Source organism: Bacteroidota bacterium, from assembly GCA_020161395.1.
In the GTDB taxonomy this organism is placed as follows: domain Bacteria; phylum Bacteroidota; class Ignavibacteria; order Ignavibacteriales; family Ignavibacteriaceae; genus UTCHB3.
Genome location: JAIUOE010000004.1, coordinates 210850 through 224687, shown reverse-complemented (window position 1 = coordinate 224687; position 13838 = coordinate 210850). Strand labels below are relative to the sequence as shown.

The window sequence follows — 13838 nt, the reverse complement described above, 5'->3', positions numbered from 1 at the left end:
TTTACAATTGAAACAAATAGAATTAGGAATGGTATGGAAGCAATCGCCAATAAAACCAAAACTTTATTAAAGGTACTCAGTAGGGTGGAAAAGGGAAACGGATGGTATAAAATGTTAGGCGGGTATTGGGAGTTAATATATCCAATGTTCGTGAAATACTGTCCAGATGATCTTGCGAATTACGAAAGACAATTGACGCTCAAACCCGAGCACTTCAACAATAGAGTTGCAGAACAATTAGATGCAGGAAATGAAGAGGAGAACTATAGAAATGCAGTAAATTACATGAACTCAAGAATATCTGAAATGTACAGTCCGCAAGATATTCATCTCATTGATATGGGAAATGATGAAATACTTGCATATTTACCTAACCAAGAGATCGATCAATCGGAATACTGGGGACGAGGCTAACCCCATCTCCGGGTCGTTTCACTATAAATTAAGAGGGCTATTCACAATGAACAATGAGAAAAACCAAAATTGATCAAGATGTTGCAGAAAAATATCAAGAATTCGTGTCTAAATTTCCTCAATCCCATTTTTTTATCAAGGAAATTTACTCACTCGCCAAACAAATAAGAAATGAATGTCAACAAGATAGATTATCTTTCAGTTGGCTTTATTTCTTCTCACTTAGTATCAAATTCGAAACGGAGTATAAAGGTCTCACCACAGCAGAGATCGCAAAGCTTGAGGGAATGAACCCTCGAAGTATCCAACAACTCAAAACTCGCTCCCAAGATTATAAGAGATTTCCTCAACGGTATCTAATAATTTGAAAAAAATCACATAAAAAATGAATTTTGTCCAAAAAGTGAAAAAGACGACACAATTTAGACTTATTGTATTCCCTAAAATTGCATTAGAGATTAACAGTAGGAATGATGGACTTCAAATTTTTTGTACCGGCTTATTTGATAAAAAGCGGTACCGGCAGAGATAAACGGACTATAAAAGTTGGCGGACGGATTACAACAAGTGATCCGGACTCTGACGGCGATATAGTACTAACTGACGGGCTTGACTTTTCTCGATTTACGGGTGGATTTGGTAAAATAAAATACGAGCATGATACAGAAGTCTTAGCCGAGCCAGACAACATAATAGGATTTCCAACATCCGTTGATGTCGGGTCCGGTTTTGTTGATTTCGAGGGCGATCTGATAGATTTTTTTGATGTGCCGGAAGATCAACTGTCAAAACAGCAGAGGACTGCAAAAAGTGCTTACGGTCTTTTCAAGGCAATTGAGGAGTATAACCAAACTCACCCTGAAAACCCACAGAAAATTGGCTGGAGTATTGAAGGCAAATTCAATAAAGACGACAAAAAGTCAAACATCATCCCTAAAGCTCTCATCACCCATGTTGTTCTAACTACCAAACCTGTTAATATGCATACATACGCCGAACTAAGAAAGAGTCTTGAAGTAGGTTACTCAACGGATTCTGCTAATAAAACCGGATATGGGGCAACGAGACTTGAATCATTAGATCAAACACTAAAGATTCTTGTACAAGAAGAGAGCACAAATAAGTTTTGGAAAGCTCTTTCAAAGACGAAAGCAGAAAGTACTGTTGAGGAGTTCACTGCAGTGAATGAACTCGGCGATGCTAATTTTTATGCTGAGGGTGGGATCCCTGAAGAGTATGATGAAGATATCAGACGCGAATTTGAACTGGTGAAGTTCATCGGTACAAAGGGTAAAATTCCAAACCCTGCAACGGTGGTTAAATCCCAGGTTAATAACCTTGAGACTTTGAATAAGAACAAGACAAGAGCAATTCTTCGCAGGTTAAATGAGAAGTGTTTCTTCGGAAATGCCGAAAACATTCCCGTTGAATTTAATGGAGTTCTTGCACAGTTCAACAAGAGAGTAAAACGCCCTTCAGAGAATATCATCGATCTTAAAGGGAAAAGAATCTCCCTTGAGATACTAAATCAAGCCGGTAGAATCATTGAGGATAACTTTGGTAATCCTGAAAATCTCAAGGCTTGGATGTCGAATGTAGCATTTACCGACCATGTAGATGGACTTCTCGCAGAGAAAAGGTTAATGTTGGGAGGAAATGTTGACATACAGTCAATCGCAGTTTCCGCTCGAAATTTTAAACTCGCAAATGGCGGTGGTGGTATCGAGACTGACATTATGCTCAAGAAGAAAGGTGAAGTACATCTGAATGATCTTCATCCGAAACTTAACTCTAACAAAACTGCCTTCGCTGCTACATCTGATAAATGCCCAGCAACTTTAAGCGGTGGAACATTTACATGCACCCCCGAGGATGATGCACTCTCAACCCTTCCAGAAGGACTTTACGACTATGTTGCAATCCCAATCAACAAGTATGGTGCAGGAGTTGGATTCGAAGTAAAAGGTGTAGCAACTACCGCCGGAAAGAAAGTGACTTTCTCTATTGCGGATAACGGTTCATCACCGGGTCAAGTCGCATCAGCGTTCGAGATTTATCGTAAACCAAACAGCAATTCTGCTTTGACGGCTTACAGATACTTAGCTACATTCAAAGCCAGTGCATCCGTTATGAAAGATGATGGAGAACATGTGCCAGGGACAAGTTACGCATTTGTTTTTGATTGGGATCCTGAACAGGTAGTTGACTTCAAACAACTTTTACCTCTTGTAAGGATGCCACTTGCCACGGTTGAAGACTCGCAACAGTTTCTGTACAAATTGTATGGGACACCGATTGTTTTCAATCCAAACAAAATCGTAGTTCTCAAAAATGTTGGCAGTACACCTTGGGAATAATTAAAGGTTAGCCCTATCTGAGTGGGGGTAGTTTCAATTGGTTTTTCTACTCCCGCTCATTTTTAATTCGAAAGAGAAATTTCAGAATGAATATAAAGTTCAAAATCCCATTTTCACAGATATTAAAAACAAAGTTCCCCGAACTTAATGTAATCGAGACCCTACTCCCGGAAGGTGAGTATGTCAAAGAGGTTACCAAAAAAAACCAGGGGGTACTTCATCATTCTGCGAGTATGTCAATCAGATGGCTTAAAGATGTCTGGACTGCTGATGGGAGAGGACCGATTTCAACTGCATTGGCGATAGAACCGAATGGAGATGTCTATATTTTGTTTGATCCCAATTATTGGAGTTATCACACAGGAAGAGGGCAATGGGTTGATAAGTTCAATGTCGGATGTGAAATGGCTAATGTCGGTCCTGTAAAACTAAAAGATGGGAAATAGTTCTGGAATTATCCGATTTTTAATTATCCTTACACAGGGAAGGTCATCGATTTAGGACACGACTATAGAGGTTGTGGAAGATACTGGGCAGCATATACAGAAGAGCAGTTAATCACAGCGGCTAAAGTATATGCAGTTGTTTGCAAACATTTTGGGATTCCTCCTGAATATCTCGAAACTTTTGATTTCAAACCGGAATATGCCAATTTCAATGGTATCGTAGATCATCATGATCTTTATCTTCAAAAGGCTGACACTAGTCCGGTATGGGAAGCTCAGCGCTTCGAAAAGCTTCTTAAAGAATTTTATTCAAAACTTTAACTATTAAAATGGAGAAAACTTACATGAAATCAGCAATTGTCAAATTATTATTTGTGGTTCTCATGATCACATTTGTTCCGCTAACTACACCAGCTCAATTTGTCTTGAATGCATTGCCTACTCAGTATGCAAACGGAGTACAGTATAAATTCAGCGGAAAAGTAGATAGTCTTTCCACAATCTATTCCAAGACTTTCCCCCTGATGGTGAGCGCGGACAGTATTAAACTTAATGTGGGTCGTAAACTCACCAGTGCCGGCACGCCGAAAGTTTCAATTGTATTGCAAGGTTCTCTTGATAACACTAATTGGGACAGTTTATTAACTTTTTACACATCTGACTCCTTGAAAACATATTCATCTAAAAAAACCGGAACTACCTCGATTTACCCGAATTATCGATTAAAAATGTATGGGACTGCCGGGAATCGAAAAGATGTAACATTTGAATTTTATCTCTACACATGGTATCGTAAGGAATATTAAACATGTATGTGTTGATAAATCCCAATCGAAGATTGGATTCTTATATTGTGGAAAAAGATGTAAACGATGGTAAAATCACATTCGATGAAAACGGGAGGGCGCCTCTTGATTGTTCAGAACAAAAAGCTAAAGAATACGCAAGCATATTTGATGCGGAGTTATCAAAAGAGGAATCTAAAATACCAGAAAATGAACCTACTCCGTTTGAACCGAAGCAATCACTCAAGAGAAATCAAAAGACAAGATGAAATTTAATTTTGGGACATGGTTAATTGATCAAGTAGAGTTTGTCAAGACATTCTTTGTCGGTTATAATAAACCTTCGATGAAGCGGTTACTTTCTTTTATAGTGGTATTGGTATTTGTCTACCATTATTCAGTAGTAGCCGCGAAGTCTTTAGAAATTGTTGATATTCCGCTTAACTGGGCAACACTTATAGCAGGGATCATAGGACTTGGCATCCTTGATAAAGTCGCAGGGAATAAAAAATCTGATACTTAGAGAATAAGATGAGTAATAGACTCCATAACTTTATTCGGGACCCAAGCAGCAATGAAGCAAATTTACAAATCAATACCACAAACAATTTCGATTAACGAGAGTTCTCTCGGCACTTCAAAAACAATAAAGATTACAATTATTGGCGAAGATGGGAAATTTATCCTTGACCATTTATCCAATCCGATTAAGGATATTATTCTTAATGAGTATGCGGGGATTTACTCAAAGGAAATTACATTCCACCAAAACACCCCAGAACAATATATTCGAGTCTATTTTCAATCGAATGATACAATAATCTTACCAAAATATCACCCGGAAGATTATTCACTAATAGACCTTCCCGGATTAGCGCAGACTTCCGAATTAGTACCTGTAGGATATTTTCTTGACTTTGTCCTCGCGTCGGGAAGTAAACTGGATATCGCACTCACAAAAGGAATTCAAGCTTATCTTAGTGAGAATCGAGCTGGTATTACCAGTATTCTAAAGGCAGCCGAATCAGAACTTGAACAAAAAACCAAATTATACTTTTCAGAGCGAACCCTCATCGAGAAGAAAGATTATTTCTTTGACAAGTTCACCAGCCATTTATGGCAGTTTGTTGTTCAATACCCTCCAATTGTAGAATTAGTTGATTTTTCACTAAAGATTGCAGATCACCCAATAATAGAAGTTCCGAAAGAACTGTTCGTGTTTAATCCGTTAGAAGGAGTTATTGAATTTCTTCCAGTACCAACGGGTGCTACAACAGGCTTATACTCTATGTTGCTCCAGAACTTTGGGGCTTTTGGGATGTCGATCATGTATGGAGGCATTGAAAGGATTCCTTGTTTCTTTCATGCGACTTATAAAACAGGAATTTTTAACGCTTTAACCGACAAGAGCGAAAAAGAAATGATTCGTCAGCTTGTATCTCGAAGAGCACTGGTTAAACTTCTGCCCGTAATCGATCCAGGGTTCAGACAGACCTCTCGTACAGAAGGGATTGATGGAGTGAGCAGCTCACGCAGTTATGCAGGTGACAGGTTTCTAAATATCTTCCAACAGCAAGAAGAAGAAACATGTAAATATTTAATGCAGAAATACGGGAAAAACTTTGAATTAATAATTCTTTAGGAATCATGATGCAGAATAATAACAACAAACTCATTTGGATCATCGGCGCTATAGTTTTACTCATAGCAGGCTACCTCCTCCTCAAGCCAAAGGAAGAGCCAAAAATCACCACAAAGACCACCCATACGGAGATAACTGAAAGTAATCTCAAAGAGGGGACAGCGGATACAACGCAGAAACAGGGATTGCCCCGGACGGAGATAAAATATGTTTATGTAGATCGCTACATTAAAGTGCCTGAAAATGAGATTACAAATTTCAAGGATTCATCCCAATTCGATACAACGGTTACAAGTGACAGTCTCACAATTAGATTGACCGGAACAACATTTCCTGCAGTGGACAGTCTCAAGTTCGATATTAAAGCCGTGCTCCGAGAGGTTTATACAAACCGTGTTGATTCATTTTTTGTGTTCAAAACTGATACTTTACAAATACTCAAGACGATAAAAGATGAGAGTATCGTTGAGATAAAAAACCCTTGGTACAATACTTTTTTGGCAGGAGCTGGTACAATATTGCTCATTGGTTTAGGCATTGTTGCAGCTGTAGTTTTCTAATTCAATCTATCAAATAATCACTCTAAAAGAATTATCCTATGACTATTACAAATGAAATATTCCTTACTGCAATCGGATTAATAGCTTCTATTATCGGCTGGCTCATTAAAGATCGATTCAATTCGAAAAAAGAGGCAGCTGAGATGGCACTTCGAAACGCGAAAGAACATCAACAACTTGCAGAAAAAGCAGCGGAAGAGAACCGAAATATTCAACTGAATTATAAAGCCCGATTTGATAATCTAACCAAAGTCGTATATGATAAAATCGAGGAAGTCAAAGTGGAGAATCATTCTTCTGTTGAGAAGCTCGATAAAAAACTCTCTTCACAACTTGATAAACTACGAGAAGACTTGTCCAATTCGTTTGAGAAGCAAAATCTAGATGTGACTAATCAAATTGACAAGGCTTTCTCCGGCCTCCAGAAGACACTGGATCTACTCATAAGTAAAGTTGATCAAGTCGATACCGCACAAAGAGAATTGGTGAAAGAATATTTACCGGGTCTTCAGATGTCGAAAAATCAAGCGGATCGAAAACTAAGAAGTAGCAAAACAAGAGTTGATTAATGTCACTTGAAATAATCGATCCCAATATTGAGGATCTGATGAGTATATATGGGATGGAATTTACCCATAAAGAAGGGTATTTGTGTAGTTGTGTAGGAGAAAATAATGGTGTACCGAAATCAAGATGCGGCTGTGAAGCCGGTTACAGATACAAAACTCCAATTACTTTTTTTGGTATTAAAACGACAAGGCGTTCGCGATTTGATCGTTCTGCAGCAGGTATGATGCCCGATGTTACAGCTCAACTTACTATTCCAAAATATTACAAGGGAGTGATTCAACCGGTATGGAAACTCATAACACACGGTGATCTGATTACAATTCCAAATAAAACGATGGTGAAAACAGATGTTCTAACCAAAGGACGACGGGATAAAATCTTTGATCATGATCTGCGAGAGATACTTGAAGTGAGTCGATTAGGTAGAATTTATTCTTCCCCCGATGATTATTCGGTGGATCTCAATTCTCGGGTCATCACATGGAATGAATTAGCAGAAGGGATTCCTCAATTAGATCAATCATACTCCGTAAAATATATCTGCACTCAGCAGTATATTATTTTTGAAGATGAACCCTTTGATCGAGGCGGAGACGGAGAAGATCTCCCAAGAAAACTCACTTTATTGGTAAGAAGATACAGAGAGAGTATGGAAACAATAAATCCACTTGACGGATTCAAATACAATGATACACTTTAAGGTATGAAATGAGCAGACACACATTTTTCAATCGAATCAAAGATGTAATTCTAAAAGCATTGCCCGCTCACGAATCACAGATGCCCGATAATCTTCCACGAATGCCCTCACAACCGCCTGAAACGGAGGTGGTAGTAGAAGAACCAGCACTTCAAAAAATCAAAGCTCAATTGAAGCAAACTTCAAAAATTAGCGAAGAGATCACAAAAGAACAACTCAATTTTGAAGCAAAAACATATCAATTGGAAGCAATGCAACAGAATGCGCAGTTCAGAAGAGACATTGTAGGGATAATCTATATGAATAAACTTACAAAAGAACAGCATCTATCGGAGAGCTCGATGATCTTGAATGTTCCACAGATCATTGTAAAGATCAAAGCAATTCAAGCAACCAAGGGAAGATATTCCTTAAGTAATATCCCGGGGATATTACGAGCGACAGTTATCATAAATAGTCAAGATGATGTAGAACCGGTAATTACATCATTTGAAAAGAAGGGATATAGAATCTGGGAACACAATATTTTCAATCTTTTCGAGAGTGAGAAGCCCGGGTTTAAGGAGTGCTTGATTCGAGTTCATAGAGGAGAGGGAGATAACCTGATAAAAGAGGTTTCATTAATCACAGAAGAAATGTATCAAGCCAAAAACTATTTTGGCTACTCACCTTCAGATTTAGAGGAAGATGTTTTAGCTCGTTTTAATCTATTATCTCAAGATGAGGATATTAAATTACGGGATAAATTTCTTTCAGCAATAAAATCGAATATGGAGATGTTTTACGAGGATAACGGAAAAGTGGAACCCACAGCTGATGATGCATCTACCGGGGCAGATGGGACACCCGACAATTCAAGTTTCAAAAATAATCCGCCTAATCCAGCGAATCCTAAAAAAAGCAACTCGATTTCTTTTTCAGATCTCTTTCCAAATCTCGGGATTCGTTCCCTTAGAGAGTCTTTAAAAGCTATTTGGCAACCGATTTCCGCCAAGTTTAGCAGTTCGTCTGAAGAAAAACCTAATAGTGATGAATTAGCTATTGCGATTGAAAGAATTCTTTCGTCCATTGTTACTCCGGTAAAAGATGATCATAAATCATTGACAAAATCTATAAGTCAAGATAACATTTTTATGCAAATCAAAAAGAGCCATTTAACGACAAAACCACCTAAACGCAGAAATAAATTAATTTCTCGTTTAGCCGATAATATTCGAGAGCATGAAACCGAAGTATAAGCTATCCTATGAAATAGAGTATAGCGCATTAAAGGATTTCGTTAATCTTATTCCGGAAAGACTTCAACAGGTAGTCGGGGAATCAGTTGAGACAGCAGGAAATTATTTTGTCATGGAGTGGATAAAAACTGCCGAAGGAAAATTTAGACATTCACAGGGGGGATATGCAAGAGGAATCCAAGATGGAACTATGTATCCATATATGGGAAATCCCCTTGAATTTAAGATCATTCATACTGAAAAATACGCCAAGTATCTCGAAAACGGTGCTGATCTTAAGAACATGCTTTCGACCAGCCAAAAAGTAAGAGTAAACAAAAACAATGAAAAATATCTTGTAATCCCATTTAGTCACGGGAATCCGAAATCTGTAACAAAACAACCCATGCCAAAGGCTGTTTATTCAACCGTCAAGAACATGACCCCCAGTTACATCACCGGCAGATACAAAGAGGGTGTACAACAAGGTGCAGAATCATATGAGGAAGCACAGTTTATGAGGGCGAACAATAAAGTCAAAACTTCACGAAATGCGTACAAGTGGGGTCAGCGACTTACAGAAAAGATGTTGATAGAAGCCGGAATAACTGATGAAGCAGAAAAAGCAAAATATATTGGAATGTACAGGTTTGAAAAAAACCCTTCAGTTGTACGCCACATATTTGCTACTCAAGCTTCAAAACAGAGAGGAATAAAACCTCAAACTATTCGAGCACAAAACACATCCTCAAAAATATTGACTAAGTTTATCAACCCGACTACAAGCTCACGATCACACAGCAATTATATCACTTTTCGTGTAATGAAAGAGGGACAAACAGGATGGGAAATTAAACCAATGGGGATATTACACGAAACTATTCAGAGGACAGAGGGCAGAGTTAAAGAAATTATTGCGGAAGGTGTTCGTCTGGCAATGAAAGATATATAAAAAAGCGAAAAAGACGACACAACAGTACCTACTATCCTTACATAAGTTACGCTTGTATTATTTATTTAGTTTGCTACTCTGTCAACTACCGAGAGTAATTTATGCCGGTCTCTGCACCAATAAACTTAAGAATTGAAGCCACTGGATTTGGTTGTGAACTGACACTTTTCTGGGATTTCCCAAGTGTACTTCCTGCTGATTATAAAACCTATGTTTTTAGACGAAGTGGGAGCGAACCAACAGAGCTTGAAATTGCATCATACTTCACAAACATCGACAATCTCGCAAACTACAATTACAATGGATTAATGGTGTTTGATGATCTGGAATCTCCTGAAATAAACGCATTATTTGATTACAGAGTGTTTAACGACATCACATATCACTATAAAGCAGTCATACGAGACGAAACAACCAAAGAATACAGTAACCCAAGCCTTTGCAAAATCAGTGGAGTACCGCAAAAAAAACTAAAGGTAAATGTCAAGGACGGGAAGAAGATAGTGACAACTGCGATAACAAAGATGTTTCAAAATCTTACAGATGCGGACGGCAGGAAGGTGAATCTCGCAAAGGATATCAAAATAGTTCAGAACTTCGCAATTGAACAACTTGCATTGAATTATGTGATGATAGAGCGAGTAAATGGTAGTAGCTACCAACAATTTTGGGGTCAACAGTATAAAATCGGTGGAAGTGGAGTGACATTAGGAGATTATGATATTGATGTCATCAGAGCAACATACTTAAACTGGGAAGTAAGTGACCGTCGGGATAGAGTTGCTAATATTTTTCGAGCGAATAAATTCTTTTTGATTTGGTTGATAAAAGCCCTGGGCGCTGTTGATGTTAAAATCTCAATTGAAGGGGATTATTATAATCCTGCTCTGCACGGAGCTGATCACACCGGATTTAGCATAATTTTCAATTTGATAATAGAAAACAAAGCTTTTATTCCTGATATACCAATCGAAGAGATCACGACAATGATTTCAGTAATGGAAGAGTAAAATTCAAACAGAAAGGACATTATATGTCAATCACAATTAACGGAAAAACATTCTTTTTGCCCGGTGTTTACGGTACCCAAGAGGTAGTGAACCTTCAAGGAAATAGCCTTCCGGTATTCAACGGATTATTGATTGTTGGCGAGGCCAAGCAAGGAATCGGGTTTGATGGTGGAAATGGTGGTAATGTAATAAAGTCATTTTCAAATGTTGAGGATGCAAAGCAGTTCTTCGGAACCTCGGACTTGGTAAACGCCATGGCAGAAGCTAAGAAAGGTGGGGCTGGTGTTATAAACCTTCTTTGCATAAATCCACTGACCCGAGCTGAGAGCAAACTTACAGTTGATGCCGGAGCGACAACTTTAATAAAGTTCAAACCAAAATCTTACGGAGCTGCGGGCAATGACCATAAAGTTAGTGTTACAGTCTCAACTAATGTTGTTACAGTGGAAATAACCAAGGCAATTAACACTGTCCATCTAACTCAAAACACAACCAATTCAACAGTGTTGCTCGATGTGGAATCAACAGATGGATTCAATGTTGGTGATACAGTCTATTTGATCGACTCCGATACTTCTGCTGAACCAGCTTCAAAGACGGTTGTGTTAATCGACAAAGTTAATAAGAAGATCAAAATTAGTAGTGCTTACGCAACATCAACCGCAACAGCTAAATATTCCAGACTCTACAAACTGGATGTCGCAAATAAATTCTCGAAAGTAATGGATAAAACAAGTCCGACTTTCCTGAATGATCTTGTAAACTTTGTAAACTCAACAAATTTCCTTGAGGTTACAGAAATAAACAACGCCGCAGATGTTTCAACTCTCGTTACTCAGGGTGGTTTGGTCGGATTGATCACCGGTGCGACGAAAGGAACTTCACCTGCAGGCGATATTGTCGCTACTGCATTGATGGGTAAAATTGAGCAACTTCTCGAAGAATGGTCAAATGTTACCCGGGGGAGAATCAGGCTTGTAAATCTTCTTTGGAAAGGTGTTACACTATCGGAGTTAACCACCTGGAAAGGTGTAGTTCAATCACTTCGTACGAAAGACTACTCAATTCAACTAATTGTCGGTGCAGCACTGGGAGATATTTTACAGGATATAACCCATGCTTCCAGCCCAATCACAAGAGCTAAAACGATGAATAATCAAGATGTTATCTATGTTGGTCATGGAATCGATGGAAAGCCGGCATACTCATCGTTAGCTCCATATATAGCCGGGTTACTTTCGGGTTCAAGCGTGAAAAAGAACATTACAGGTGATTATGTGCCGGCGATTACTGTAGAAAAGACTTTCGGCAGATTCAATTCTGATGAAGCGGAGCTTTACATTCGAACAGGGGTGATTATTCTTGTCTCCGACAAAAACGGATTCAAAATAGCACAAGGCATTAACACCTTCCAAGATCAATCTAAAACATGGACACAGGACGGAAACGCCACTTACCTCATCCAACAGCGTCAGATCGTTGATTTTATTTATGAAGGCTACAGAGAGGCGATGTTACCGCTTGTAGGCGCTGATGTAGTAGATGAAACTTCGGCAGCTGCTGTAGGAATTGGTATTCTTCAGAAATATTCCGGAGATGGATTTTTGAGTAGCTCTGCTTCACCGAATTATCGAATTCAGAACGCTTACAGAGAAGGAAATGCAATAATTACTGAACCTGAAATCATCCCACTTGAAACGACTGATTTTGTCGGATTCAAGATGAGAGTTCTCATCCCTAATTAATAATAAGGAATTTACACAATGTACGATAATACATATCACGATCCTGTCAATCCGGGACAAATAATCGTCAGCAACTCAGGTATTTATCACAGATCATTCGCCGGAGCGGATTTAATCTTTGATCTTGTTGATCCTGTTGCAGGCAGTTTAATTGCTCGGGGTATCGGTGCAAACTGGAACGATGGGGCACAGCAGATGCCGGTAATGGAATGGGGAGAAAGAGTTGCTACGGAAATCGTTACCGGAGCCCAGAACCCGGGTCAGATCCAGATCACATCTATATATTTCCTCGGTCTAAATGATAACCTCGGTAGTTATTCGAACCTGAGAGAGGATAAAGAATTTATCGGTATGATTAGGATGTCTCGACAGGCAGATCCCCTTACCATTGCAGCTCTCAAAGTCACTGATGTTTTTATCGGTATGAAGATTGCGAACAACTCAGGTGGTTTCTCTGCACAACAGATGTACATGAGAAATTTTGCTCTCATTTACAGAAAAAGAATCACAGGAGCGCAATGGAAGAAATATAATCCAAGTTCGCCCTATCCAGCAAGCATTACACAGTAAAAAGGAAAATTCTAATGTCACAGACAGTTGTTATAGAAACCGAATTTGGACGATTTGAATTTCGAGTGAATGAAACCGTACAGGATAAATTCAAAATTAATTCCGAGGCAGTAAATCTTTACGGAAGAGGTGTCGAGGGATTTACTGAGCTCGAAGAGTTAATCGAAACCAAGTGTGCACAATATTTGAAATTCAACATTGATCGACTTGGCGAAAATGAATCTTCCGATTTGGTTGACAAATGCAACTCATTAGATACTTCTGAAACAGAACGATGGGAAGCTGCGAGAAAACTTGTTGAGGGAAATGCTTATTGGAACAGTTATTCCAAACTATTAGCCGAGAAACAAAATTTATTCGCTTTTGCGAGATTAAAAGTTCTTTGTGTCTCAAAACCTGATAACTATGACTTCTATAAAGCGAGTGAACAAGAAGTGAATCAGCTAATCGATTATTTGGAGCAACAGAAAGTCTTTTTTCGTCAACAAGCAGGATTCTGAACTATTATCTCTGATTCTCCAGAGTGAGGAAGAGAGGAACCTTAATCCCAAATTCAGAGAGAGGGTTGAGCAACACAGGATAAGCATTCGGATTTGGTGGAAGAGAAAATATGGATACTCTTCCACCGATCCTCGTTATCTCAATGCAACTGAATCAGATATGATACAAGATATGTTCGAGGATATTGTAGACAGGTTTATCAAAGACCCTGAGCGAAACAGAAAAGAATTTGAAGCATCAATCTCGAGTGTGCCAAACGCAGATGAATTAATGGCTCAAGACTTTAAAAAAGAATTGGAAATCTTAAAAAGTGAAGGGTTCGATATGCAGAATTTACTTAAAGATTTTCCGTTCGACGAGTGATCTTAA

Annotated in this window: 17 protein-coding genes; all 17 read left to right on the top strand. The window is 38.7% G+C overall.

Translation table 11 applies throughout. The features are described from left to right. Positions 1 to 33 precede the first annotated feature (33 nt). The 17 genes from LCH52_08325 to LCH52_08245 all read left to right on the top strand — a co-directional run bounded on the left by LCH52_08325 (position 34) and on the right by LCH52_08245 (position 13832). Entirely contained in the window at positions 34 to 414 is a 381-nt protein-coding gene (locus LCH52_08325) for a hypothetical protein (GenBank protein ID MCA0388486.1), read from the top strand. A 473-nt stretch (positions 415 to 887) separates the two neighbouring features. Continuing rightward, a complete protein-coding gene (locus tag LCH52_08320; protein ID MCA0388485.1) occupies positions 888 to 2771 on the top strand; it encodes a hypothetical protein in 1884 nt (627 codons plus the stop codon). 86 nt (positions 2772 to 2857) lie between these two features. After that, on the top strand, positions 2858 to 3217 hold the full coding sequence (locus LCH52_08315; GenBank protein MCA0388484.1) for a hypothetical protein: 360 nt from the start codon (positions 2858 to 2860) through the stop codon (positions 3215 to 3217). Between the two features lie 344 nt (positions 3218 to 3561). After that, a complete protein-coding gene (locus tag LCH52_08310) occupies positions 3562 to 4023 on the top strand; it encodes a hypothetical protein (protein MCA0388483.1) in 462 nt (153 codons plus the stop codon). 47 nt (positions 4024 to 4070) lie between these two features. Next, complete coding sequence (locus LCH52_08305; GenBank protein ID MCA0388482.1) at positions 4071 to 4271, top strand: hypothetical protein; 201 nt, start codon at positions 4071 to 4073, stop codon at positions 4269 to 4271. Next, positions 4268 to 4525 (top strand): hypothetical protein, encoded by a 258-nt coding sequence (locus LCH52_08300; GenBank protein ID MCA0388481.1) that lies wholly within the window; start codon positions 4268 to 4270, stop codon positions 4523 to 4525. Before LCH52_08305 ends, LCH52_08300 begins: the two co-directional genes overlap by 4 nt. Before the next feature lie 51 nt (positions 4526 to 4576). Then, positions 4577 to 5644, top strand: a complete 1068-nt coding sequence (locus tag LCH52_08295; protein MCA0388480.1) for a hypothetical protein — start codon at positions 4577 to 4579, stop codon at positions 5642 to 5644. Between the two features lie 5 nt (positions 5645 to 5649). Then, positions 5650 to 6204 carry a hypothetical protein gene (locus tag LCH52_08290; protein ID MCA0388479.1) on the top strand — a complete coding sequence of 185 codons (555 nt, stop codon included), beginning with the start codon at positions 5650 to 5652 and terminating at the stop codon, positions 6202 to 6204. A gap of 38 nt (positions 6205 to 6242) precedes the next feature. Further along, positions 6243 to 6773 carry a hypothetical protein gene (locus tag LCH52_08285; GenBank protein MCA0388478.1) on the top strand — a complete coding sequence of 177 codons (531 nt, stop codon included), beginning with the start codon at positions 6243 to 6245 and terminating at the stop codon, positions 6771 to 6773. Further along, positions 6773 to 7474 (top strand): hypothetical protein, encoded by a 702-nt coding sequence (locus tag LCH52_08280; protein MCA0388477.1) that lies wholly within the window; start codon positions 6773 to 6775, stop codon positions 7472 to 7474. The genes LCH52_08285 and LCH52_08280 overlap by 1 nt, the downstream gene beginning before the upstream one ends. Positions 7475 to 7482: 8 nt before the next feature. Next, positions 7483 to 8712, top strand: a complete 1230-nt coding sequence (locus LCH52_08275) for a hypothetical protein (protein ID MCA0388476.1) — start codon at positions 7483 to 7485, stop codon at positions 8710 to 8712. Then, a complete protein-coding gene (locus LCH52_08270; protein ID MCA0388475.1) occupies positions 8696 to 9643 on the top strand; it encodes a hypothetical protein in 948 nt (315 codons plus the stop codon). The genes LCH52_08275 and LCH52_08270 overlap by 17 nt, the downstream gene beginning before the upstream one ends. A gap of 101 nt (positions 9644 to 9744) precedes the next feature. Then, positions 9745 to 10653, top strand: a complete 909-nt coding sequence (locus tag LCH52_08265) for a hypothetical protein (GenBank protein MCA0388474.1) — start codon at positions 9745 to 9747, stop codon at positions 10651 to 10653. A 23-nt stretch (positions 10654 to 10676) separates the two neighbouring features. After that, a complete protein-coding gene (locus LCH52_08260; GenBank protein MCA0388473.1) occupies positions 10677 to 12398 on the top strand; it encodes a hypothetical protein in 1722 nt (573 codons plus the stop codon). Between the two features lie 18 nt (positions 12399 to 12416). Continuing rightward, positions 12417 to 12968: a hypothetical protein gene (locus LCH52_08255; protein MCA0388472.1), complete on the top strand. Its 552-nt coding sequence runs from the start codon at positions 12417 to 12419 to the stop codon at positions 12966 to 12968. A 14-nt stretch (positions 12969 to 12982) separates the two neighbouring features. Continuing rightward, positions 12983 to 13468 carry a hypothetical protein gene (locus tag LCH52_08250; protein ID MCA0388471.1) on the top strand — a complete coding sequence of 162 codons (486 nt, stop codon included), beginning with the start codon at positions 12983 to 12985 and terminating at the stop codon, positions 13466 to 13468. 160 nt (positions 13469 to 13628) lie between these two features. Next, a complete protein-coding gene (locus LCH52_08245) occupies positions 13629 to 13832 on the top strand; it encodes a hypothetical protein (GenBank protein MCA0388470.1) in 204 nt (67 codons plus the stop codon). The last annotated feature ends 6 nt before the right edge of the window (positions 13833 to 13838 follow it).